This window comes from Paraburkholderia dipogonis (assembly GCF_046027395.1).
GTDB lineage: Bacteria > Pseudomonadota > Gammaproteobacteria > Burkholderiales > Burkholderiaceae > Paraburkholderia > Paraburkholderia dipogonis_A.
The window spans coordinates 187,628-210,235 of the sequence record NZ_JAQQEG010000003.1 but is presented as its reverse complement, the minus strand read 5'-3'; the positions used below and the strand labels follow the sequence as shown (position 1 = coordinate 210,235).

Annotated in this window: 21 protein-coding genes; 10 read left to right on the top strand and 11 right to left on the bottom strand. The window is 62.7% G+C overall.

The window, feature by feature from the left end; all coding sequences use genetic code 11:
- Nucleotides 1-19 precede the first annotated feature (19 nt).
- From PQR32_RS04915 to araD, 6 genes are all read right to left on the bottom strand, one after another.
- Nucleotides 20-808, bottom strand: a complete 789-nt coding sequence (locus tag PQR32_RS04915) for an SDR family NAD(P)-dependent oxidoreductase (RefSeq protein ID WP_408222813.1) — start codon at nucleotides 806-808, stop codon at nucleotides 20-22.
- Nucleotides 805-1,644, bottom strand: coding sequence for a carbohydrate ABC transporter permease (locus tag PQR32_RS04910; RefSeq protein WP_408222811.1), 840 nt, complete (start codon nucleotides 1,642-1,644; stop codon nucleotides 805-807). The genes PQR32_RS04915 and PQR32_RS04910 overlap by 4 nt, the downstream gene beginning before the upstream one ends.
- On the bottom strand, nucleotides 1,641-2,573 hold the full coding sequence (locus PQR32_RS04905; protein WP_408222809.1) for a carbohydrate ABC transporter permease: 933 nt from the start codon (nucleotides 2,571-2,573) through the stop codon (nucleotides 1,641-1,643). The genes PQR32_RS04910 and PQR32_RS04905 overlap by 4 nt, the downstream gene beginning before the upstream one ends.
- Entirely contained in the window at nucleotides 2,570-3,679 is a 1,110-nt protein-coding gene (locus tag PQR32_RS04900; protein WP_408222807.1) for an ABC transporter ATP-binding protein, read from the bottom strand. Before PQR32_RS04900 ends, PQR32_RS04905 begins: the two co-directional genes overlap by 4 nt.
- Nucleotides 3,680-3,773: 94 nt before the next feature.
- Nucleotides 3,774-4,586 carry an HpcH/HpaI aldolase family protein gene (locus PQR32_RS04895; protein ID WP_408222805.1) on the bottom strand — a complete coding sequence of 271 codons (813 nt, stop codon included), beginning with the start codon at nucleotides 4,584-4,586 and terminating at the stop codon, nucleotides 3,774-3,776.
- A 13-nt stretch (nucleotides 4,587-4,599) separates the two neighbouring features.
- Complete coding sequence (araD, locus tag PQR32_RS04890; protein WP_408222803.1) at nucleotides 4,600-6,330, bottom strand: L-arabinonate dehydratase; 1,731 nt, start codon at nucleotides 6,328-6,330, stop codon at nucleotides 4,600-4,602.
- A gap of 290 nt (nucleotides 6,331-6,620) precedes the next feature.
- On the opposite strand from araD, the gene PQR32_RS04885 reads away from it, so the two are divergent.
- Nucleotides 6,621-6,860 (top strand): hypothetical protein, encoded by a 240-nt coding sequence (locus PQR32_RS04885; RefSeq protein WP_408222801.1) that lies wholly within the window; start codon nucleotides 6,621-6,623, stop codon nucleotides 6,858-6,860.
- A gap of 35 nt (nucleotides 6,861-6,895) precedes the next feature.
- Here PQR32_RS04885 and PQR32_RS04880 read toward each other — a convergent pair whose 3' ends face one another.
- Entirely contained in the window at nucleotides 6,896-7,651 is a 756-nt protein-coding gene (locus tag PQR32_RS04880; RefSeq protein WP_408222799.1) for a phytanoyl-CoA dioxygenase family protein, read from the bottom strand.
- A gap of 300 nt (nucleotides 7,652-7,951) precedes the next feature.
- On the opposite strand from PQR32_RS04880, the gene PQR32_RS04875 reads away from it, so the two are divergent.
- The 4 genes from PQR32_RS04875 (at nucleotide 7,952) to PQR32_RS04860 (ending at nucleotide 13,223) form a co-directional block, all read left to right on the top strand.
- Nucleotides 7,952-8,773: an AraC family transcriptional regulator gene (locus PQR32_RS04875; RefSeq protein WP_408222797.1), complete on the top strand. Its 822-nt coding sequence runs from the start codon at nucleotides 7,952-7,954 to the stop codon at nucleotides 8,771-8,773.
- A gap of 67 nt (nucleotides 8,774-8,840) precedes the next feature.
- On the top strand, nucleotides 8,841-9,923 hold the full coding sequence (locus tag PQR32_RS04870; RefSeq protein ID WP_408222795.1) for an IolE/MocC family protein: 1,083 nt from the start codon (nucleotides 8,841-8,843) through the stop codon (nucleotides 9,921-9,923).
- Nucleotides 9,920-11,947, top strand: coding sequence for an alpha-glucosidase (locus PQR32_RS04865; protein ID WP_408222793.1), 2,028 nt, complete (start codon nucleotides 9,920-9,922; stop codon nucleotides 11,945-11,947). The genes PQR32_RS04870 and PQR32_RS04865 overlap by 4 nt, the downstream gene beginning before the upstream one ends.
- Nucleotides 11,948-11,966: 19 nt before the next feature.
- Complete coding sequence (locus PQR32_RS04860; protein ID WP_408222791.1) at nucleotides 11,967-13,223, top strand: ABC transporter substrate-binding protein; 1,257 nt, start codon at nucleotides 11,967-11,969, stop codon at nucleotides 13,221-13,223.
- Between the two features lie 97 nt (nucleotides 13,224-13,320).
- Here PQR32_RS04860 and PQR32_RS04855 read toward each other — a convergent pair whose 3' ends face one another.
- On the bottom strand, nucleotides 13,321-14,025 hold the full coding sequence (locus PQR32_RS04855; protein ID WP_408222789.1) for a GntR family transcriptional regulator: 705 nt from the start codon (nucleotides 14,023-14,025) through the stop codon (nucleotides 13,321-13,323).
- Nucleotides 14,026-14,234: 209 nt separating this feature from the next.
- On the opposite strand from PQR32_RS04855, the gene PQR32_RS04850 reads away from it, so the two are divergent.
- The 3 genes from PQR32_RS04850 to PQR32_RS04840 all read left to right on the top strand — a co-directional run bounded on the left by PQR32_RS04850 (nucleotide 14,235) and on the right by PQR32_RS04840 (nucleotide 18,302).
- Nucleotides 14,235-15,509, top strand: a complete 1,275-nt coding sequence (locus tag PQR32_RS04850; protein WP_408222787.1) for a glucarate dehydratase family protein — start codon at nucleotides 14,235-14,237, stop codon at nucleotides 15,507-15,509.
- Nucleotides 15,510-15,636: 127 nt separating this feature from the next.
- Nucleotides 15,637-16,965: an MFS transporter gene (locus PQR32_RS04845; protein WP_408222785.1), complete on the top strand. Its 1,329-nt coding sequence runs from the start codon at nucleotides 15,637-15,639 to the stop codon at nucleotides 16,963-16,965.
- A 47-nt stretch (nucleotides 16,966-17,012) separates the two neighbouring features.
- Complete coding sequence (locus PQR32_RS04840) at nucleotides 17,013-18,302, top strand: MFS transporter (protein WP_408222783.1); 1,290 nt, start codon at nucleotides 17,013-17,015, stop codon at nucleotides 18,300-18,302.
- 166 nt (nucleotides 18,303-18,468) lie between these two features.
- Here the strand turns inward: PQR32_RS04840 and PQR32_RS04835 are convergent, their stop codons facing one another.
- The 3 genes from PQR32_RS04835 to PQR32_RS04825 all read right to left on the bottom strand — a co-directional run bounded on the left by PQR32_RS04835 (nucleotide 18,469) and on the right by PQR32_RS04825 (nucleotide 20,728).
- Entirely contained in the window at nucleotides 18,469-19,278 is an 810-nt protein-coding gene (locus PQR32_RS04835) for an alpha/beta fold hydrolase (protein WP_408222781.1), read from the bottom strand.
- A 153-nt stretch (nucleotides 19,279-19,431) separates the two neighbouring features.
- Nucleotides 19,432-19,656 (bottom strand): DUF3563 family protein, encoded by a 225-nt coding sequence (locus PQR32_RS04830; protein WP_408222779.1) that lies wholly within the window; start codon nucleotides 19,654-19,656, stop codon nucleotides 19,432-19,434.
- 481 nt (nucleotides 19,657-20,137) lie between these two features.
- Nucleotides 20,138-20,728, bottom strand: coding sequence for an NAD(P)H-dependent oxidoreductase (locus tag PQR32_RS04825; RefSeq protein ID WP_408222777.1), 591 nt, complete (start codon nucleotides 20,726-20,728; stop codon nucleotides 20,138-20,140).
- 389 nt (nucleotides 20,729-21,117) lie between these two features.
- Between PQR32_RS04825 and PQR32_RS04820 the strand changes: the two genes are divergently transcribed.
- Nucleotides 21,118-21,972, top strand: coding sequence for a LysR family transcriptional regulator (locus PQR32_RS04820; RefSeq protein WP_408222775.1), 855 nt, complete (start codon nucleotides 21,118-21,120; stop codon nucleotides 21,970-21,972).
- A gap of 183 nt (nucleotides 21,973-22,155) precedes the next feature.
- Entirely contained in the window at nucleotides 22,156-22,482 is a 327-nt protein-coding gene (locus PQR32_RS04815) for a DUF4148 domain-containing protein (RefSeq protein WP_408222773.1), read from the top strand.
- Nucleotides 22,483-22,608 lie beyond the last annotated feature (126 nt).

Below are 22,608 nucleotides of genomic sequence, written 5' to 3'. Positions count from 1 at the left end.
TATTACCTGGGTATCCGTATCAACCCACCACCGATGTCTGGGCGAGACCCGCGTCGACGAGCAGGTTCTGTCCCGTGATCGCGGCGGACTCCTCGCTCGCCAGAAACAGCACCATGCTGGCCACGTGATGCGGCTCGACACGGAATTTCAGGCATTGGGATTCGATATAGCGCTGGTCCGCACCGGCGTCGCGCCACAGCCGTTGTTGCCGCTCCGTCACGACCGCACCGGGCAAAACCGCGTTGACCCGAATGTTGAGTTCCCCGAGCTCCCGCGCCAGCGTGCGGGTGATTCCGCTGATGGCGGCCTTCGAGGCCGTGTAGCCGATCAGGTTGGGCCGTCCGCGTAGCCAGGAGATGGACCCCAGATTGATGATCGCGCCGCCTCCCGCGGCAGCCATGCCCGAGACGACCCGTTGCGTGGCGAACACGTGGTGCGTGAGATTCACCGCCAGCAGTTCATTCCAGCGCGCCTCGCTGAGATCGGCGAGCGCATGACGATCGTCGCGCGCCGCGTTATTGACCAGCACGCGGATGGGGCCCGTCGCGGCGGCCGCGCGGTCCAATACCCGATGCAACGCCGCGACGTCGCGCACGTCGCAGCGCGCAAAAAAGGGGCGCCGCTCCGGAGGATAGGTATCGCACAGGGCCACGCCGGCAGTTTCGTCGATATCGCAGAAGGCCACTCGCGCGCCCTGCTGAACGAAAGCGTCCACCAGCGCCGCGCCGATCCCGGATGCGCCACCCGAGACGAATACGGCCTTCCGGTGCAGGCTCGGATAGAGCGTGTATTGCCGCGTCGCGCTCATCCTTTCAGCCCTCCGGCAGTGAGGCCGCCGATTACCCGCTCCTGGAAGATCGCCATCAGCGCCGCGATCGGCACGATGGCCACCACGAGCGCCGCCGAGATCAGCGGCCACGGAAATCTGAACTCGCCCTGGTAGAGCGTGATGCCGACCGGCAGCGTGCGGAATGCCGGCGCCGAGTTGAGCGAAAGCGCCAGCAAGAACTCGTCCCACGAATTGACGAACGCGAGGATCGCCGCCGTGAACACGCCGGGCGCCGACAACGGCAGCACGATGCGAAACAGCGCACCGATGCGCGTGCAACCATCGAGCAACGCGGCGCTTTCCAGATCCTCAGGAATCGCCTGGAAGAAGCTCACCAGTACGAGCGTGCAGACGGGCAAACTCAGCACGCTATACGGGATGATCAACGCAAGGTACGTGTTGAGCAGCCCCAGCGTGCGCATGATCTCGAACAGCGGCACGAGCAGTGTGACGAGCGGGAACATCGACGACGCGATGATCAGCGAGAGGATCAAGCCGCGGTACTTCAACTTCAGGCGCGCGATCGCGTAGGCCGCGCACGCCGCCACCAGCACCGCGATCGCTGTCGAGCAGAAGGCCACGACGAAGCTGTTGGCGAGGAACACCAGCAGCGGCTGGTCTGTGAAGGCATGCACGTAATTGGCGAGCGTGGCCTGATGCGGCAGATAGGTGATGGGCGTGCGCGCCAGTTCCGCCTCGCTCTTGAACGAGGTCAGCAGAATCCATACGGCCGGGAAAAATCCGTTGAACACCACGACCGCGGCCGCGATCCAGCGCAGCCGCGCGCCGCCAAAGAGTCCTTGTAGCTGATTCATTTTCTGCCCTCTCCTCGCACGAACTTGAGATACAACACGCTGATCGCCAGCGAAATCGCGAACATGAATACCGCCAGCGCCGCGCCGTAGCCGACGTCGAGATAGTCGATCATGGTCGAGTTGATCAGCATCGCCAGCGTCGTCGTACTGTTCCCCGGACCGCCGTGCACCATCGTGTAGGGGATGTCGAACGTTTGCAGCGCGCTGATGGTGCGAAAGATCATCGCTACGACGATCGAAGGCACCAGCATCGGCAACGTGATGTGAAAGAATTTCTGCAGCCGGGTTGCCCCGTCGACCTCCGCGGCTTCGTAAAGCGAACGCGGGATCGTTTGCAGCCCGGCCAGCAGAATCAGCGCGACGAAGGACGAGGTTTTCCAGATCGTCGTCAGGCACACGGCCGCGAATGCCCAGGCCGGACTCAGCAGGAACATCACCGGCGCGAAGCCGAGCCTCACCAGCACGTCGTTGACGACGCCGTGGTCCGTATTGAAGAACCACGCGAAGATGAGACCGGAGAATGCCAGCGGCAACGCCCATGGCAACAGCAGCGCGAGACGGATCGGCCAACGCACCCGGTACGGCAGATTTGCGAGAAGCGCGAGCGGCAGTCCGACGAGGAAAGCGCCGGGCACAGTAATCACCGTGACGAGCAACGTATTCTTCGTCGCGTTCCAGAAGTCCGGATCGTGCAATGCGTCCGCGTAGTTGCGCAGACCGATAAAGCTCGGCGCAAGACCGCCTGAGAGCCGGATGTCGAAGAAGCTGTTGTACAGCAGCTTGCCGATCGGATAGACAACGATCAGCCCCAGCAGCAACGCGGCAGGTGCGAGCAGGATGAAGGCGAGCTGCTTTTCCGAAGGGTCGAGCCAGCGTGAACGCCGCTGTTCCGTCGGCGCGTGTTTCTCGGTGACGCTGACACTGTTCATCGCGGCCTCGCTTGCTGAAGGGACGCACCGGTCTGCGTATCGAACCAGTGGGTCTTCTCATGCTTCACGGAGAGCCACGCTTCGGCGCCCGGCGGCAAGCGGATATCCGCGGGAAGTCGCGCCACCAGCGGCTGGCCGCCGAGATCCAGCGTGCACAACGTCTCGGCGCCGAGCGGCTCGTTCACCACCACTCGCGAGCGGATCGGGCACGCGCCGCCCTGTGCGGCTGCCTCGGCGTCCGTCGCATACTTCAGGCATTCGGGCCGAACGCCGAGCGTGAGGCGGCGCTCACCAGACTTCAGCTTGGCCAGTACGCCAGCGGGTATTTCGATGTCGATACCCTGGCCGCGCGCGCGCGTCCGCTCGATGTCCAGTTCCAGCAGGTTCATCGCGGGGGAGCCGGTGAAGCCCGCCACAAAGGTGGTGCGCGGCGCGTTGTAGATTTCGTCGGGCGTGCCGTATTGCACGACCCGGCCGGCCGACAGAACGGCGATACGGTCCGCAAGCGTCATGGCCTCGACCTGATCATGCGTGACATAGATCATCGTCGCGCCCAGCCGCCGGTGCAGCTTCTTGATCTCGACGCGCATTTCGTTGCGCAGCTTCGCATCGAGATTCGACAGCGGCTCGTCGAACAGGAAGACCTTCGCATTGCGCACGATCGCGCGACCCATCGCCACACGCTGCCGCTGACCGCCCGACAGATTGCGCGGCTTGCGCTCGAGTAGATGATCGAGCTGCAGCAGTTTCGCCGCCGATCTCACGCGTGAGTCGATTTCGGGTTTGGGCGTTTTACGCAGACGCAAGCCGAACGCCATGTTCTCGTAGACTGACTTGTGCGGATAGAGCGCATAGTCCTGGAACACCATGGCGATTTCGCGCTCGCGCGGCGCCAGACCGTCCACGCGCTTGCCGTCGATCATGATCTCGCCCTGCGTGACTGTTTCCAGCCCCGCGAGCATACGCATCAGCGTCGACTTCCCGCAGCCCGACGGTCCGACGAACACGACGAACTCGCCGTTTTTCACATCGAGATTGATGTCGTGCAACACCGCGGCGTTGCCGTCATACGCCTTGACCACACGGTTGAAGGTCACTGTCGCCATTATGTGTCTCCTGTTCGCCTCTCATGGACGCGAATCGATGTTGTGCTGCCTGCGATGCTTGCCCTGCGTCATTCCTCCGCAACACCTGCGGCGCTCAATACGGTCCCGCGCTTTCGGTGCTCGCCGTACGGCCCTTGATCATCGCGAGCCACGCCGCCGCCTGCCGCATCATCATGCCCATATCCGACGCGATGGCGACATAGCCGTAGCCCGCATGCACGAACGAATCGACCATCTCGGGCGTCGGCCCTACTATGCCGATCGGCATGCCGATACGGCGCGCGCGCTGCGCGGCGTCGAGAATCATCGCCTGCACCGCCTCGTCTTTCAGGTTGCCGATCTTGCCCATGGCGGCGGACAGGTCGCCAGGGCCGACGAACAACGCATCGACACCCGGCACCGCCGCAATCTGTTCGAGCCGTTCGATGGCCGCAGGCGTTTCCAGTTGCACGATGCAGGCTGTCGTTTCGTTGGCCTGCGTGCTGTACGAAGCCTGCGTGCCGTAGCCGCTCGCGCGATGCATCGCGGCATAGCCCCGTGTGCCCAGCGGCGGGTATTTCGTCGACGCTACCGCGCGCCGCGCGTCGTCCGCGGTCTCGACGAAGGGAAACATCAAGGTCTGCGCGCCCATGTCGAGCGCGCGCTTGGCCAGCACGGCATCGTTCGCCGCCAGCCGCACGATGGCCGTGGCCGGCGTGCAGCCGACCGCTTGCAGCAGTTGCCACGTGTCGCGGAATTCGATCGGCACATGCTCCATGTCGATCAACAGCCAGTCGAAGCCCGCGCGGCCGAGCGCCTCGGCGGTGCTGGCGGTCCCCGACATCAGCCAGGTGCCGACCGGCACGCCGTCTGCCGCGAGGGCACGCCTGAAGCCATTCAGGTCTGTGTGGGTGCTGGTTTTGTCCATCGCGTTGGGTTCCTTAAAAAATCGTGGGTTCGACCGGGGCTTCGCGCCCCATCAGGAAGTCGAAGTCGCATCCTTCGTGTGCCTGAGTGACATGGTCGAGGAAAATCCGCGTATAGCCGCGCTTGGCGCGCTGTACGCCGGGTTGCCATTCCGCGCGCCGGCGAGCCAGTTCGGCCTCGCTGACGCGCATGTCGAGGCGGCCCGCGGCCACGTCGAGTTCGACGATGTCGCCGGTTCTGATGAGCGCGAGCGGACCGCCCGCCGCCGCCTCGGGCGCGATGTGCAGGACGCAGGTTCCGTAGTGCGTGCCGCTCATGCGCGCATCCGAAAGCCGGACCATGTCGCGCACACCCGCGGCCAGCAGCTTGCGTGGGATCGGAAGATTGCCCCACTCGGGCATGCCGGGCGCACCGAGCGGCCCGCCGTTGCGCAGCACCAGCACGGTGTCCTCGGTGACGTCGAGCGCCTCGTCATGGATGCGCGTGTTCATCTCCGCCATCGAATCGAATACCAGTGCGGGTCCCGCGTGCTTGAGGAATTTCTCGCTCGCGGCACTGGGCTTGATGACGGCGCCGGACGGCGCAAGGTTGCCGTGCAGCACTGCGAGTGCGCCGCCTTGCGCGGCCGGATTGTCGCGTGAACGCACCGTTTCAGCGTCCATGCAACGCGCGTGCTGCAGGTTCTCGCCGAGCGTCAGGCCGTTGACCGTCCCGCAATCCAGATGCAGCAGGTCGCGAACCTGCAGCAGCAGAGCCGGCAGGCCGCCAGCGTAATAGAAGTCTTCCATCAACCGGTCGCCTGATGGAAACAGGTTGGCCAGCACCGGAATGCCGTCGCCTTTGCGCGCGAGGTCATCCAGCGTGAGCGAGACGCCACCCCGTCCGGCGATGGCGATCAGGTGGATCGCCGCGTTGGTCGATCCGCCCAGCGCCATGTAGGCGACAATGCCGTTATCGACCGCATGCGCGTCGAAGAACGTCGAGGGCCGCAGATCCTCCCAGACCATCTCGACGATGCGCGCCCCACTTGCCGACGCCATGCGGGTATGCGCGGAATCCATCGCCGGAATGCTGCTCGCACCCGGCAAAACAAATCCCATCGCCTCCGCGATCGAGGTCATCGTGCTAGCCGTGCCCATCGTGTTGCACGTGCCGGGCGTGCGCGTCATCCGCGCTTCGAGCGCGATCCATTCGGTCTGCGGGAGATTGCCGGCCTGGTATTCGTCCCAGAACAACTTCGTGTGCGTTCCCGCGCCGACGGGCACGCCACGGTAGCGGTCGTTCAGCATCGGTCCCGCCGGCACGAAAATGCACGGCAGGTCTGCGCTCAACGCGCCCATCAGCAGGCCCGGCGTGGTCTTGTCACATCCACCGAGCAGCACCGCGCCGTCGATCGGAAGCGAGCGCAGCAGTTCCTCGACTTCCATCGCGAGAAAGTTGCGATACAGCATGGTGGTCGGCTTCACCATCACTTCGCCGAGCGACATCGCCGGCAACTCGAACGGCAAGCCGCCGGCCTGCAGAATCCCGCGCTTCACGGCTTCAGCCCTTTCGCGCAGATGGCTATGACACGGCGACAGATCGCTCCACGTATTGACGATGGCGATCCCCGGCCGCGCCATGAATTCCTCGCGCCGTAAACCCATTTGCTGAAGACGCTGCCGGTGCGCGAACGAACGCATATCGTCCGGGGCGAGCCAGCGTTGACTGCGCAACGATTCGAGTTGTCTGAGTTTCTTGTCCAAGCGGCTACCTCTAGATTGTGTTGCCGTTTATTCGCATCCAATTACCGTGAAAATTCTCCGAATTAACCTCACAGACACAAAAAAAGTTAAAGTCTTATCATTCACATCAGTTAATGCAGCCAAATCTAACTCACTGATTAAGCTCAAGAATCGCAATAGTCTTTTACTTCCCCTACTACCCCCGCCCCTTGCCTTAACACGACGAAAATTGCTACCCTAATTAATAAGTCGACACGAGTCCGACGAGCCGCTCCGCTCCAATCGGCGTTTTCCAGAAGGAGTCCCACAAAATGACTACGAGACAACGTCTCATTCCCTCCTGCGTGCTATTGGCATCGCTGGGTCTCGCCGCTTCCGCGGCTTTAGCCGACAGCAACACGCCACTGCCGGCTGCGGCGAACGGCGCCTCTGCCGTGCGGACCGCGAACAGCGAAGACGCAGCCCGGGAGGCACGCAAGGCCGAGCGTCGGCGACTCGCTCGACTGCCACGTCCAACCAATCCGGCGTCGGCGGCGGATTACGGTTCATAAGCGGCGGCGCCTCCTGTTCACGCGATCACAACGCCTCACGCATCCACGGTTCCCGCCCCGCACGGCATCGGTACGGCCCGGTTGTGCGGCCGGCCGGTTTCGGGGCGCAGCAATGGTTCCGCGGTGTACTGGCAAACCAGCGCGCGGCGCGGATGCGCGGTGCGATTCGCGCCCGTGCGGTGCATCATGACGCTCGAGAACGCCACCGCCGCGCCGGCCGGCACTTCGATCACCTCACCCTCATCAGCGCCGCGAAAGCCCACCAGATTGGCGCCGTTCGAGTCCCACTCGTGTTTCGTCACGGAGAGGTCGTGCGAGATATCGCGCGGAATCACGAACAGCGTGCCGTTGTCGCGTGTCGATTGGTCGAGCGCGCACCAGACCGTGAGGTACGGCTTGTGTGCAAACGGCACATAGCCCGAGTCCTGGTGCCAGGCGAAACTGTCGCCGTGCTGCGGCGCCTTCACCACGATCTGTTCATTGAACAGATAAACCTTCGGCCCTAGCAGATCAGCGGCGAGTTCCGCCATCATCTGGCCTTTGATAAAGCGATCGAGCGCGGGAAAGATCTCGCAACGGTTCGAGAAGAAGTGCCGGTTTCCCTTGCTGATGGCGCTGTACGCCTGCCCTTCCCGCAGGAACGACGGCGGATACGGCCGGCCCTTCACTGCTGCTTCCACGAGGGCGTCGGCCGCCTCGCGGGCCCCCTCCAGTTCCTGCTCCGACATCGCATTCTCGATCACGCAATAACCCTTCTTCCTGAAACTGTCGATCTGGTCCTGGCTGAGCATCGTCTCGCTCCTGTCGTCAAAGAGCCTTCAGATTAGGCTCAACGTTCGCAGCGATCTCTGCCGATCAAACCGACGTTTCTGCATTTCGTGCTAGGTGCGGGTGTACCCGTATCGCCATGGCAATGGCAGGGTTCCCGCGCGCGGCTATCCGCGTACTCCCCTTCTTGACAGAAAACCAGGAGCCCCCGAACAATGGCGGCTCGCAGGCAAACGCCGCGCCGGGCCGCAAGATCAGCCCGCATGCCATGATTCGTGCATAGCGTATCTGGCTATTGTGAGGACACAATGAGGACACGGTAAATGGCTCAGAAGACCGACATCATCCCTTCCACGCTATCCGGAATGTGCTGGTTGAGCCCCGCGGCCCGGCCGCGCTACAAACGCCTCACCAGTCCGCACAGCCACGTCGAGATCGAGGCGAATCTGGTCGAGTCGGGCACCTGCCGCTATCTGGTGGACGACCGCATCCAGAACCTGACGCGCGGTGATTTGCTGTGGCTCTTTCCTGAGCAGCCGCACATGCTGATCGATGCGAGCGACGACATGTCGCTGTGGGTGATCCTCGGTCGACCCGGGTTTCTCGCGTCGCGCACGCAACGCGTGCCGGCTTCCGCGCACGAGCGCGAGCAGTTTGCCCGTCCGCATCGGCTGCGCGAAAAAGAGCGCACCCACCTGACCTCAGTGCTGCAATCGCTGATCGAGTGCGAAGACGACCCGGCTCATCATGCCAATGGGCTCGCCTGGTGGTTCGACGCTGCGGCCCGCATCACGGAAACGCAGAATGGCCGCGTCGGACGTCCGATGCATCCCGCCATCATCAAGGCGCTTGCATTGCTCGACGCGGATCCGTCGACCCCGCTGCCCAAACTCGCGCAAGTGGTTCACCTGAGCCCGAGCCGCCTGAGCCACCTGTTCGCCGAGCAGGTCGAGCAATCCGTCTCCGCCCACCGCAACCACGTCCGGTTGCGGCGCTTTCAGGAACAGCTGCAACTCGGCGGCTGTCGCAACCTGACACAAGCTGCGTTCGATGCGGGCTTTGGCAGCTATGCGCAATTTGCCCGCGTGCTCTATGACGCCACCGGCGTGACGCCGCGCGAATTGTTGGGCGACAACGCGGTTTAGCGGCAAGTGACGACACCTCAGCACGATCCGCACAGCGCGCGATCGGCCGAGCGGCGATCATGCATTCATGACAAACGCCGCGACTCTTCTCATCGGCATCACGGGCAACAGCGTGGTGCACACCGACGTCGATACATTCGACCTCGAGACCCGCTTTCGCATGGTCAGCGAGGCAGGCGTCTTCGACTACTACGAACGCACGCCACCACCGCACGAGATCGACCTTCATCTGCGGATGAGCGAGCGCTACAAGCTGCCGATCCGCGCAGGCGGATTTATCTACATGCTCGAACGCGACGAGCCGTTGCTGGACTGGCATATGCGCATCGGCGGCGAACTGGGCGCGAAGGTACAGAACGTCCAGTTGCGGCATCTCGATGCGAACGGCGTGCCGGTATCGAATGCGCGCGTCGCGGCTGCATACCTGCATGCCTTTGAGGTCGGTGCGAAAGTCGGTGTGACGCCGTGCTTCGAGGTGCATGTGGATACCTGGTCCGAGCACTTCGGACGGGTCGAGGAAGTGGCGCGGCTCGTGGAACGGGAAGGCGTGCCGTTCAACATCACGCTCGATCCGTCGCACGTCATCTACAAGATCGGAAATACCGGCGAGCAGCAAGCGCAAGGCATGCTCGCCGACGTGCAGGCGGGCCGCGTACGGCTCGATCCCTTTGATGAACACGGCGTGATCCAGCGCTGGATCAGCGGCAATCTTGTCGGACACGCGCACGCGCGTCCCGCCGTGCCGAACAATCCCGTCAACGTGTGGAGCAGCGGCCCCGACGGCCGGCCGGGACGCGGCATCCAGTATCCGTTTCGCAACCCGCCCGCCGGCACCTGGCATAGCGCATGGAGCGAAGCGGCACTCGAACCATGGAAGCATGTCATGCGCACGCTGCTTGCGCATCATGCGCACGCGCCGTCGAGCCGGCTCGGGCACGTCAGTACGGAAATCCTGCCGTTTCACGACTACGGCGCGGGTTCTCGCTATTCGCTGTTCGAAGACAGCGTGGCATGTGCGCGCTGGCTACGCGAGACCTGGACTAGCGTTTCCAACAGCCCCGCGCATGCCCTCATCCCAGACACGCACCATAACTTGCCAAATGGGCCAGGCCTCGCCGGCCAGCCCGCTACGACGGGAGCGCAGCAATGACACTGGAGTTCGAACACGGCACCTTGACTCTAAAGTCGGGAGGCCGCGTATTACTCAGTCATCATGAGACACGGCCTTGTTGCTTCGTCGGCACAGGTACCGGAATCGTGAAGACGCGCAAGGGCCACGCCGACTTGCGCGACGATCTCGAGGAGAAGATCGCCCTGCGTGCCGCGCGGCTGCAGCGGCGTCATGGTTGCGAGTGCATCGATTTCTCGATGAGTGCGGACGGCCCGGTTGTTCTGAGCGTCGAGATATCGCCGGCCGAGACAGGCGTACAACTGCGCTTTCAGTCACATGATGCGCGTATCAACCGTCTCTGGTGGCGCGTACCCGCAGAGGCCGATGAGTATGTGTGGGGCTGCGGTGAGCAGTTCTCCTACTTCAATCTGCGTGGACGGCATTTTCCGCTCTGGACCTCGGAGCCAGGCGTCGGTCGGGACAAGTCGACCCACATTACATGGCAGGCCGAGATCGCGGGCGGCGGCGGAGGTGACTACTACAAGACCTACTATCCGCAACCCACATTCGTGTCCTCGCGCCGCTATGCATTGCATGCGCAGACGACGGCCTACGCCGACTTCGATTTTCGTCGCGCGGAGCATCACGAGTTACATTTCTGGGCCGTACCCGAACAACTGGAGTTCACGCTCGCTGATGACTTCACGACGCTGGTCGAGCACTTGTCGACGCGCTTTGGCCGCCAGCCGCGCCTGCCGGAATGGCTGCATCAGGGCGCGGTACTCGGCCTGAAAAACGGGCGCCGGCATGCCGATCACGTACTGGCGCTCGCCCTCGAACACGGCGTGCAGGTGAGCGCGTTGTGGTGCGAGGACTGGGCGGGGGTGCGCAAGACATCGTTCGGCACGCGGCTCTTCTGGGACTGGCGTTGGAACGAAGAACGCTATCCGGATCACGCACGCTGGGTGCAGGCGTTGCGCGGCGCGGGTATCCGTTTCATGGGCTATGCGAACCCTTATCTGTGTGAAGACGGACAACTGTTCAAGGAAGCACGGGAGCTCGGCTATCTCGTGCGCGATAAGAGCGGCGCCGCGCAACTCGTCGACTTCGGCGAGTTCATGTGCGCCAGCGTGGACTTCACGAATCCCGCCGCCGCGCGTTGGTTCAGCGAACGGATTCTCGTGCGCGAGATGCTCGATCAAGGCCACGACGGCTGGATGGCCGATTTCGGCGAGTATCTGCCTGTCGATGCGCGACTCGCGAGCGGCGCGGACCCGATGCTGGCCCACAATGCGTTCCCTCCGCAGTGGGCCGAGGTGAATGCGCAGGCGGTCGCGTCAACGGGTAAAACCGGAGAGGTCGTGTTCTTCATGCGTTCGGGTTACACCGGCGTGCAGGCACACTGCCCCATGCTGTGGGCAGGCGATCAGTCAGTCGATTTCAGCCGTCACGACGGCTTGCAAACGGTGATATGCGCCGCGCTCTCCGCGGGGCTCGTCGGCAACGCGTATCATCACAGCGATATCGGCGGCTATACGAGTCTCTTCGGCAACACGCGCACACCCGAGGTATTTCAGCGCTGGGCCGAAATGGCCGCGTTCACCCCGATGATGCGCACGCATGAAGGCAACCGGCCCGAGCAGAACTTCCAGTTCTACCAGGACGTCGACGTGTTGCGGCATCTCGCGCGCATGACGCGTCTGCACGTCGCCCTGTCGCCCTATGTGCGCGAGCTGGTCGAAGAAGCTGCGCAACGCGGCTTGCCGCTGCAGCGCCCCTTGTTTCTGCACTATGCGGACGACCGCAGCACTTACGACATCCAGGACCAGTACCTGTATGGCGAGTCGCTGCTGGTGGCGCCCGTGCATACCGTCGATGTCCGCACATGGCATCCGTATCTGCCCGCCGGCGCCAACTGGGTCCATTTGTGGTCGGGAGAAGTATTTGCGGGCGGCATGCGAGTCGAAGTCCGAGCCGAACTCGGCGAACCACCGGTGTTCGTTTTGCAGGGGAGCCGCTGGCAGGACTATCTTCTCTCGCTGCCGGCGAGCATGGATCGATAAAAGACGAAAAGGAGACGAGGTGAACACAAGATATTGCAAGGCGCTATGCAGCGCGGTCGCGGCACTTTTCGCACACGGCGCGATGGCTGATACCACGCTTCACGTCTACGTAGGCGGCGCCAACCGACCGGACCTGATGCGCAAGATGTTCGATCAGTTCGAGCAGAAGACGCCCGGCGTGAAGGTCGTGATCGAGTCCGGCGGCAGCACCTCGGAACTCCAGCGCGCGTACTTGTCCACTGTGCTATCCGCGCACGATTCCAGTCTCGACGTGATGATGATCGACATAGTGAATCCCGCGCAGTACATGCGCGCGCAGTGGATCGAACCGCTGGACAAGTACCTGGGCGGCGATGCCACGAACATCATGAAATCCTATATGCCGGCCTATGCGAAAGCGAGCGTCGTCGACGGCAAGATTACGTCGCTGCCCGCGTATGCGGACGCGCAGTTCATGTACTACCGCAAAGACCTGCTCGCCAAGTATCATCTGCCCGAACCGAAGACCTGGGATCAACTCGCGTCTGAAGCGAAGGTTGTGCTCGCGGGCGAGCGCGACGCTTCGCTACAGGGGCTGTCGATCCAGGGCGCGCCGATCGAAGGCGCCGTGTGTACATTCCTGACGCCATACTGGAGCCAGGGCAAGGAGTTGATCGATGCCAGCGGCCGCCTCGCGCTCGACAAGCCGGCCGCCGAAAAAGGCATGAACATGTGGCTGAATCTCGTTGACCAGGGTGTCATCAAGAAGAACGTCGCGGAGGTGAAGACTCAGGACACCACGACGGATTTCCGAAGCGGCAAGGCGGTATTCGCCGTCAGCTGGGGCATGGTATGGAGCCACTTCCAGGAGCCCGATTCCACGGTGAAGGGTAAGGTCGGCATCATGCCGATCCCCGCGATGGCGGGCGGCAGCACCGATACGTGCGCCGGCGGCTGGCAATGGGCCGTGTCCGCGTACTCGACGCAAAAGAAGGATGCCGTGGCGCTGGTGCGATGGATGGCGACGCCCGAAGTCTCGAAGTTTCTCGCCATCAAAGCGGCGATGATGCCCGCTAACCCAGCCGTCTTTCAGGACGCGGCCGTGCTGCAGTCGGCGCCCTGGTTCGCGTCCGCAAAGCCCGTCCTCGAATCGGCGCGAGCACGCCCCGTATCGGACCGCTATGGGGAGATATCCGACACGGTGCGCACGGCAACTTCCGCGATGCTCGGACGCGCAGTGACGGTGCCCGATGGGGTCGACGGAATGGCTGCACGACTCAGGCGTGTGATGAGATGAAACGGGCACGCGGGCAGAGCATTTAATTCTCGGGGCTCAATCGCCCCTTGACGGTTCGCCCGCTCAACCTCTCGTTTCGTCGATCGGGAGACCGCATTCAGACGTCCGTCAAAAAATTCGGATGCCTCGTGCGGATCTCATCGACCTGGTTCAGCGTACCCGAGAGATGCTTGCGCAGCGCCGCCTGCGCGGCCTCGGCATCGCCCCTTTCGATTGCATCGACGATCTCGGTGTGATCGCGCACCACCGCCATCGTCTTGCCCTTCACCGGCAGGTGCAGGCGACGCAGCCGGTCGATGTGGCCGCTCAGCCTGCGCACCAGATCCCAGAGTTGCGGCACGCCCGCCGCCTCGTACATCTGACGATGAAAGGCCTGGTCCAGCAGCGAGAACTGCTCGTAGTTCTTCAGGTCGCGCACTTCCATCTGCCCGGCAATCGTGGCGCGCAACTGACCGATCAATGCGGCATCGCGCTGCTCCGCAACCGTGCGCACGATTTCCAGTTCGATCGAGCGGCGCAGGAAGTGCGCCTGCAGCGCGGAAGTCACGTTGATCTGGCTGACGACTGTGGCGTGCTGCGGAAAAATGTCGACGAGGCCTTCCTCGCCGAGCTTCATCAACGCGTCGCGCACGGGCGTCTGACTCAAACCGTACTGAGTCGCCAGATCGGCGCGCGAGAGCACCGTGCCCGGCGCCAGTTCGAGGGACAGGATCATTTCGCGCAGGCGTTCGAATACTTGCGGCGCGGCATGGCGGGACCGGTCGAGCCGGGTCGCCCTCGTCGGGGAAGCGTTGATTTTCATGGCAGGACCAGAAACGTGGGCGCAGGCGGGCACTGCTGTTTCCACCCGCTGAAATATTAATACTATAGCCGACGCTCCCCCGCTCCCTGCAAGCGTGTAGCCGCTTTCAGCATGCTGAGGCTATGGGTTTTCCCCACTGACGCACTAATACATTAGTGCTTTACCATGCGTCCATCCACTTCCAACCCTTCCATCTCCGGACCGCCGCCATGACTCGCGACATCACCGTCACTCAGGTGCGAATTACGCCGATCGCCTTCCGCGACGGCCCTCTGCTCAACGCTGCCGGCATCCACGAACCGTGGGCATTGCGCGCCATCGTCGAACTGGAGACGAGCGATGGCCGCGTGGGCATCTCGGAGACATATGGTGACGAGCCGACGCTGCGCGTGCTCGAGCAGGCCAAGGCGCTGGTGATCGGCCTGTCGCCGTTCGACCTGAACCGGATGGAAGAACGTGTGCGTGCGGCGATCAAGCCGAGCTCGGGCGCGATCGAATTCGAACTCGCCCCCGGCTCGCACTCGGCCAAGAACGCGCCGAAAGTCATCAGCACGCTCGAAGTCGCGATGCTCGACTTGCAGGGGCAAATCGTCGGCGCGCCGATCGTCGATCTGCTCGGCGGCAAGGTTCGCGACGCAGTGCCCTACAGCGCCTACCTCTTCTTCAAGTACGCGGAGCACATCGACAAGCCCTATGCGCCCGATGCCTGGGGCGAAGGCCTTAGCACGGAGCAGATCGTCGCGCAGGCGCGTCGCATGATCGACCTGTACGGCTTCCAGAGCATCAAGCTCAAGGGCGGCGTGTTCGAACCGGCGCACGAGATCGCATGCATGCGTGCGCTGCACGAGGCTTTCCCCGGCGTGCCGCTGCGCCTCGATCCGAACGCCAACTGGACGCTCGAAACGAGCATCGGGGCCGCCCCCGAACTCGACGAGCTGCTCGAGTATTACGAAGACCCGTGTCCGGGGCTCGCAGGCATGGCCGAGCTGGCGAAGCATACTCGCCTGCCCCTCGCGACCAACATGGTGATCACGACCATGGAAGATTTCCGTCGTGGCGCCGAGATGGGTTCGGTCAAGGTGTTGCTGTCGGATCATCACTACTGGGGTGGTCTGCGCGCGACCCAGACACTCGCGCGCATGTGCAAGCTGTGGGATCTGGGCATGTCGATGCACTCCAACTCGCATCTCGGCATCAGCCTGATGGCGATGACGCACGTCGCGGCGAGCATCCCCAACCTGACCTACGCGTGCGACACCCATTACCCGTGGCAGGAAGAAGAAGTCATCAAGGGCGGCCGCGTGAACTTCGACAACGGCGCGCTATGCGTGCCCACCACGCCGGGTCTCGGCGTCGAGCTCGACCGCGACCGTCTGGCTGAACTGCATGCCCAGTATCTGTCGTGCGGCGTGCGCAATCGTGACGACCTGAAGCAGATGCAGAAGTACGACCCGAGTTTCAGCGGCAAGAACCCGCGCTTCTGACCCGACCGGACGTGCCGCGCGCGCGATGCGCATTGCCATTTGCGCAACTGTGTTGCATGGGACCGCTTTGCATGGGACCAGAGTAAGCGCTAAAGCGCTAACTCTGGTCGACAAAGGAGACAAGCCGATGAGCAGATCCATCCCGGCCGCGGCCGGCCCGGACCGAGCGGACGCGCTGGCAAGCGCCGTGCGCAAGATCAAGTGGCATGTACTGCCCCTCTTCGTCGTGATGTTCGTCGTCAACTACATCGACCGGGTGAACATCGGCTTCGTCCGCCAGCATCTGAGCGCCGATCTCGGCATCGGCGCCGCGGCCTATGGACTCGGCGCGGGGCTCTTCTTCGTCAGCTACGCGGTCTTCGAAGTGCCGTCGAACATGCTGCTGCAGCGATTCGGCGCGAAGGCGTGGCTCACGCGCATCATGTTCACGTGGGGTCTGGCCGCGGTCGGCATGGCTTTCGTTCGGGGCGAGACGTCGTTCTATGCGATGCGGTTGCTGCTCGGCGCGGCCGAGGCCGGCTTCTTTCCGGGCGTCATTTTCTATTTCACCCAATGGCTGCCGCGCGACGAGCGAGGCAAGGCGATGGCGATCTTTCTCAGCGGCTCGGCGCTCGCCTCGATACTTTCCGGGCCGATCTCCGGCGCGCTGATGCTGATCAGCGGCTGGGGCCTGCACGGCTGGCAGTGGATGTTCGTGATCGAAGGCATGGCCTCGGTGGTGCTGGCCGGCTTCATCTGGTTCTGGCTCGACTCGAAGCCGCGCGACGCCACATGGCTGAGCGGCGCCGAGCAGGACGCGGTCGTCGCCGAGATAGAGGAAGAGCAGCGCCAGCGTGATGCGGCGCATGCGGTCAAGCCGTCCGTCTGGACTCTGCTGCGCGACCCGCAGATCCTGATCTTCTGCGTGATCTATTTCTCGGTTTCGCTGACGATCTACGGCGCGACGTTCTGGCTGCCCAGCATCATTCGCAAGATGGGCCATTTCAACGATTTCCAGGTCGGGCTCTTCAATTCGATCCCGTGGCTGATCTCGATCGTGGCGATGTATTTCTTCGCGATGCTCGCGGCGCGCTTCAAGTTTCAGCAGGCATGGGTTGCGTGCGTGCTGCTGATCGCCGCGCTCGGCATGTATGCCGCCGGCCAGGGCAGTCCGATGTTCTCGTTCGTCGCGATCTGCTTTGCGGCGATCGGTTTTAAAGCCGCGTCGGCATTGTTCTGGCCGATTCCGCAGGGCTATCTGGATGCGCGGATTTCCGCGGCGGTGCTGGCGCTGATCAATTCGATCGGCAATCTCGGCGGCTTCGTTGCGCCGGCGGCCTTCGGCTTGCTCGAGCAGAAAACCGGGTCGATCGAAGGTGGGCTCACCGGCCTGGCCTTGATGTCGGTGGTGGCAGCGGGGGTCGCGTTCTTTTCCCGGATGAAGCCTCGCGAGGGGCGGTCCGCCCTCGCGCTGTAGACGGTGCGCGAGCCAGTTTGCCTGATTACAAACTTCCCGGAGACACGATGAAAATGTTAGAAGTCCGTGCCGTCGCCGATCAAACGGCCGCCGGACGATACAGATGGACCATCTGCGCGCTCATCTTTTTCGCAACGACGATCAACTACATGGATCGCCAGATGCTTGGGCTGCTCGCGCCGCTGCTGCAAAAAGACATTGGCTGGAATCAGGTCCAGTACGCGCAGACCGTGATGGTGTTCACGGTCGCCTATGCCGTGGGTCTCGCGACGTTTGGCCGAATCGCGGATCGGATCAGCACCAAAGTGGTCTACGGCAGTGCGATGGCGATGTGGAGCCTGGCCGCGATGCTGCACGCGATGGCGGCGACCGTCCCCGGCTTCGCGGCCGTGCGCGGTTTGCTCGGGTTCGGCGAGGCGGCCAATTTCCCTGTCGCCATCCGCACCACGGCCCTATGGTTTCCGAAGAAGGAGCGTGCGTTGGCCACGGGCCTGTGGAACATGGGTGCAACCGTCGGCGGGATCGTTGCGCCCGCATTCGTACCGATCGCCGCTGTCATGTGGGGCTGGCGCGCGACGTTTATTGCGGGAGGGGCGGCCGGCTTCGTGTGGCTGGCGGTGTGGCTGCTCGTGTACCGTCCTCCGGCGGAGCATTCGTCGGTATCGAAGCGCGAACTGGATTACATCAATTCGGATCGCGACGAAAGCGTTGAGCAACCCGTGAGCTGGCTTTCAGTGCTGAAGTACCGCGAAACGTGGGCGTTCATTTTTGGCAAACTGCTGACCGATCCGGTGTGGTGGTTTTATTTGTTCTGGCTGCCCAAATGGCTCAATGAGTCGAGGCACATCGACATCGCCAATCTTGGGCTGCCGTTGATTGTCATTTACACGATGGCATCCGTCGGCAGCGTGGCTGGAGGATGGCTGTCGTCCCGGCTGATGCAGCGTTCCCATCAACCTAACGTCGCACGCAAGATCGCGATGGGTGTCTGCGCGCTGTGCGTACTTCCGATTGCGACACTTTCGCTTTTTCAGAGCCTCTGGTACGCAGTCTTCGCTGTCGGCCTTGCCGCAGCGGCTCACCAAGGGTGGTCGGCAAATCTTGTCACGACCGTCGGCGACGTGTTTCCGCGCCGGATGGTTGGCACGGTGGTCGGTATCGGCGGCGTGGCAGGGATGATCGGCTCGTTCTTCTACTCGGGAGTCATCGGCGAGACGTTGCAGCGCACCGGTCAGTATTGGGTGCTCTTCGCTGTCGGTGCATCGGCTTATCTGGTCGCGCTCGGCATCATTCATCTGCTCATGCCACGCATGACGCCTGTGAATCTGGAGCGCTAGACTGCTCTCGGCTGAAGATCTTCGGCAACGGCGATTTCCGAAACGGGATCACATTTTTTCGACACCTTCTCGTCTGAGCGCCGGACCGCTGCAAGATATCGCGTAACGCTCAAGAAGCGCTGGTTTGTCTGCGGTACGTGCTGATTGGTTTACTCAGGAGACCGCTTCAAGCTGTCGCATCCGCCTCGGCGATATGCTGCACGATCATCGCGTTGACGTTGTCGGCGTGCGTGAGCGGCCCCATGTGTCCCGCACCCTCGACGATCGCAAGACGCGCTGTGGGCAGCAGCATCGGCAGCCGCTCGGCGATCGCGCGCGTCGGCACGGGCGCGTGCTGGCCGCGCATGATCAGCGCAGGGACACGCAGGCCCGTGTACGCGCTCGCGGGCGTGCGTTCGTCGAGCAGCGCGCGGAAGTCGAGCGGCGCCTTCGGCGCCCAGCGTGTGAGCGCCGCCTGCACCGAGGGCCGCAGCGCTTCCCATGCGCCCCGGCCGCCCCAGTAATCGACGAACGAAGCCGCTGCGCCCCGATAGTCGCCACAGGTCACGCCATCTGCGGTGCGCTTCGAGATCGCGATGATTTCCGCCAGCGCGTGCGCTCCGTGCGCGCCCATCATCTTCAGCAGATGAAAGGCCGAGGGCTCGTAGAGCGTGATGCTCGCGATGCGCTCTGGCCGTTCGACGGCCGCGCGCAACGCCACGCCGCCGCCATACGAGTGGCCGACGAGATGCACCTTGCCACGCGAGGCGTCGATGATGCCGATGGTCCGCGCGGCCTCGTCGGCGAGCGTGAACGCGCGCTCGCCGCTCCACGGGCCCGTGCTATCGCAGCCGTAGTGCTCAGGCGCGACGAACGCGTGGCGCGCGCCGAGCGCCTCGCCGAGTTTGCGCCATTGCGCCGCTCCCGAGCCGGAGCAATGCAGTGCGATCACCGACGTTGCGGATGAGAAGGCTTGCGAAGCGATAGTGCTGTTCATGTCGTTCATGGAACTCAGGAGTTGGACGCACGGATGCCGGATCGCGGAAGTCTCCACTATCGGCGCTGCGCGGTCGGCTGGCTATGATCGAGACGCCGGCGCGCATGTCCAGGCGTCCAAACTGATTGCGAGAGGGCGCGTTGGCTTGTCGCCTCAGCGGTCAATTTCCGTCAAATGCATGCGGCGTTCGAGCTCGCCCATGTCGGCGGCGGACGCGAGGTACGCGTCGCGACGACTGTGTTCAGCACGGTCAAGCGCCTTTCTCAGCAACGGGTAAAGATAGAAGAGCAAGATGAACAAAACGTCCTCCGGTTGGCGACCTGGTCGATGGCGTATCGCGCACGAACGGGGCGCGATACTTGGGTTCCAGGCGTGCATCCGGTGCGGGGCATCCGAGTTCGATGGATGGGCGGGTCGTGCTACGGCTGGACATTGCGTAACGCAGAGTCCGTGCCACCTTGTAGCGAGCCTTGTCTGGCGGACGTTTCAGTTGTCTTTGAGCGATGCGGATGGGGCGAAGTGTCGTCATGTAGCCGACGGATATTCGAGTGGAAGTCGGGCCGCGACAAACACGTATTCAGTACATGTCACGCTGTACCGGGCGCCACGTTTCAGAAAGGGGCGAGAACACGGCGAGGCGAGAACTCGGTCACGAGTTCCAGTGTGAATGCCCGACTACAGCGCAGTGACATCGAGCATTCACTATTCATTTAGAACTGGTGGCGAACACCCACGGACACTGGCGTTAATGGAAGAATTGGTACTTCCGGGTCTTGAAGAGCCTGACAACGCATTGTCGAAGCCTCAGGCCAAGGGCACGCGGCGTTCGCCGCGCAGCCGCTGATGTTTCTAATCGTCTTCACATGCTGAGACTCTCCGTTCGCCGGCGTTGGTGGACCATGATTTCGCCCTGGTCGTGCGGTGCCCGAATGTGCTCGATATAGTCGTTCGCGCTACGGCTCAATTGATCCGCCGGAATAACGTGATTCGCACCTTGTAGCGCGAAAAGAGGCAAATAACGCGCGCCGACAAAGCGCGCCGTTTGTTCGAGCGGACGAAGCAGCTCGAACAGCGTGTGTCCCACACGGCCATCTGTCTGATATGCGGCTTCAGGGCTGCCGGTCGATACGACCAGCCCTATTTCTTTGTGTGCCAGCCGGTTGCCACCCGGACCGTATGCCCAGCCATAAGCGAGGACGTCGTCGAGCCATTTCTTCAGCAGCGGCGGAGTGCTGTACCAGTACAGCGGAAACTGCAGAAAGATCCTCTCATGGCTTTCAAGGAGCGCCTGCTCCGCGGCGACGTCGATATTCCAGTCCGGATATAGCTCATAAATATTCCGAATCGTGACCGGACCCGCAGCTTCCTCGAGCCTGGATCGCCACGCCGCATTGATCTGCGACTCGGCAAGGTTCGGATGAGCGAGTATGACGAGTGTTTTCTTGCTCATGATGTCCTCGCTCAATGACGGAAATCGATGCGGTCGCGCTCGATACGCGCAGCCGTGCCGGATGCGATCATGATGCGTTTCATGTCAGGCTCCTTGACGGATAAGAAGGGACCCAACGACCCGGTGTCTGCGCAAGGTCTGCCTTCGCGCTCCGGTGCGTTGATCCGTTGCAGCCATTCTTGCCCACCTGAGCGGCCCCGCCAATTCCCCAAACATGCGGGCCGCGGGTGCAGCAATGCACAAGTCCGCGCACAGCTGCAGCCTTGCATCTAAAGTCAATCGTGGGCACAAAAATATTTGATTGAGATCGGTCCAGTCCGCTTCTAATATCTTTGTCCAGCTGCGTCACCTCGAGATTCGGACGATCAAGAGAGAAAAGGAGAGCACCCATGTTCGACTGGGAGGATTTACGCTATTTCGTTGCGTTCAGTCAGGAAGAATCCCTCGCAAAAGCGGCGCGGCAATTGAAGGTCGACCACGCGACCGTCGCGCGGAGAATTGCTTCACTCGAACAGGCCCTTGAACTCAAGCTAGTCGACCGCCGCCCACGTGCCTATGTTCTGACCACAGACGGCGAGCGCATCGCCGAACGCGGCAAGCGCATGCAGGCAGAGTCGTTTGCTGTCGAGCGGATGTCGATCGCCGGGCAGGAAGTCGTTTCCGGCGAAGTGGTGATCAGCGCGCCGCCTTCGATGGCAAGCAGCGTGATCGCGCCGCATCTCGGCAAATTGCGTGCGCAGCATCCGGCGGTGCACGTACGGCTTATCGCGGATACGCGCAACGTGTCGTTAATACGGCGGGAAGCCGATATCGCCGTGCGCTTGAGCCGGCCGGCCGAGGCTGACCTTGTCGCGCGCAAGATCGCTGTCATTCCATTTGCACTCTATGCGTCGCCGGACTATCTGGCGTCCCACGTCGCCACTGACTATGAGTTCATTGGATACGACGACAGCATGGACGGAACCGTGCAACAGATGTGGCTGGACGCCCAGGCCAATTCGCGTCCGGTTGTGTTCCGCAGTAACAGTCTCGACGTGCAGGTCTCGGCGGCGCGGGCCGGCGTGGGCGTGGCGGCCCTGCCTTATTTCCTTGGCGATTGGGACGAGAGCCTGAGCCTCGTCGAAAGTACAGGTGAGCCATTGACGCGTGAAGTATGGCTCTCCATCCACAACGATCTGCGGCACGCGCCGGCCATCCGTAGCGTCATGCAGTTCATTGCCAACTGCTTCCCCGGCGACGGGTGACGCCAGCAGCACATCACCAAAGATTGTGCATTTCTTCACGGACCATCCGCACATTTCGGGAATTGGCAGATAGAAGACCGGTAGCAATAATGAGTTCACCGATCGACGAACAATACAAGACGGATCGTAGATTTTCCGCCTCGTCGTTGAACGTCTTCTCTTCGATCTCCCAAGGAGCATGAAATGAAACGCGTACTGATCCCGGCTGTTGTTATTGCCAGTGTAATCGCATCCTCCACAGTGTTCGCCGAACCTGCCGACTACGGCAAGACCCGCGCACAAGTGCGGGCGGAACTGACCCAGGCTCGCGAAGCGGGTGTACTCGACGCGCCCGATACCACGTACCCCACCGCTCAGTTGCGCGCAGCAGCCGCACTGCAGGCCGCCAACACGGCCGCCACGAACGCCAGCGCATCGGCTGTGGGAGGCACCGTCACGGGCCACTCTCAAAGCGGACGCCGCACCGTGACCGCGCCCGAAGCACGGGACAGCATCTATTTCGGTCAATGAGCGTCGCGTAAAGGAAGCATGCGCATCTCCAGAACCCGATGCGCATTTCTTCACATGCGGCGTGCAGTAATGGGGAGTTCCGCGACGCCGGTCAGGCAACTACGATGAACTCACCGTAACCAGTCA

Coding starts and splice junctions, on each gene's coding strand:
- PQR32_RS04915 (WP_408222813.1), bottom strand. CDS start 808: ATGAGCGCGACGCGGCAATACACGCTCTATCCGAGCCTGCACCGGAAG.
- PQR32_RS04910 (WP_408222811.1), bottom strand. CDS start 1,644: ATGAATCAGCTACAAGGACTCTTTGGCGGCGCGCGGCTGCGCTGGATC.
- PQR32_RS04905 (WP_408222809.1), bottom strand. CDS start 2,573: ATGAACAGTGTCAGCGTCACCGAGAAACACGCGCCGACGGAACAGCGG.
- PQR32_RS04900 (WP_408222807.1), bottom strand. CDS start 3,679: ATGGCGACAGTGACCTTCAACCGTGTGGTCAAGGCGTATGACGGCAAC.
- PQR32_RS04895 (WP_408222805.1), bottom strand. CDS start 4,586: ATGGACAAAACCAGCACCCACACAGACCTGAATGGCTTCAGGCGTGCC.
- PQR32_RS04885 (WP_408222801.1), top strand. CDS start 6,621: ATGACTACGAGACAACGTCTCATTCCCTCCTGCGTGCTATTGGCATCG.
- PQR32_RS04880 (WP_408222799.1), bottom strand. CDS start 7,651: ATGCTCAGCCAGGACCAGATCGACAGTTTCAGGAAGAAGGGTTATTGC.
- PQR32_RS04875 (WP_408222797.1), top strand. CDS start 7,952: ATGGCTCAGAAGACCGACATCATCCCTTCCACGCTATCCGGAATGTGC.
- PQR32_RS04870 (WP_408222795.1), top strand. CDS start 8,841: ATGACAAACGCCGCGACTCTTCTCATCGGCATCACGGGCAACAGCGTG.
- PQR32_RS04865 (WP_408222793.1), top strand. CDS start 9,920: ATGACACTGGAGTTCGAACACGGCACCTTGACTCTAAAGTCGGGAGGC.
- PQR32_RS04855 (WP_408222789.1), bottom strand. CDS start 14,025: ATGAAAATCAACGCTTCCCCGACGAGGGCGACCCGGCTCGACCGGTCC.
- PQR32_RS04850 (WP_408222787.1), top strand. CDS start 14,235: ATGACTCGCGACATCACCGTCACTCAGGTGCGAATTACGCCGATCGCC.
- PQR32_RS04845 (WP_408222785.1), top strand. CDS start 15,637: ATGAGCAGATCCATCCCGGCCGCGGCCGGCCCGGACCGAGCGGACGCG.
- PQR32_RS04840 (WP_408222783.1), top strand. CDS start 17,013: ATGAAAATGTTAGAAGTCCGTGCCGTCGCCGATCAAACGGCCGCCGGA.
- PQR32_RS04835 (WP_408222781.1), bottom strand. CDS start 19,278: ATGAACAGCACTATCGCTTCGCAAGCCTTCTCATCCGCAACGTCGGTG.
- PQR32_RS04830 (WP_408222779.1), bottom strand. CDS start 19,656: ATGCACGCCTGGAACCCAAGTATCGCGCCCCGTTCGTGCGCGATACGC.
- PQR32_RS04825 (WP_408222777.1), bottom strand. CDS start 20,728: ATGAGCAAGAAAACACTCGTCATACTCGCTCATCCGAACCTTGCCGAG.
- PQR32_RS04820 (WP_408222775.1), top strand. CDS start 21,118: ATGTTCGACTGGGAGGATTTACGCTATTTCGTTGCGTTCAGTCAGGAA.
- PQR32_RS04815 (WP_408222773.1), top strand. CDS start 22,156: ATGAAACGCGTACTGATCCCGGCTGTTGTTATTGCCAGTGTAATCGCA.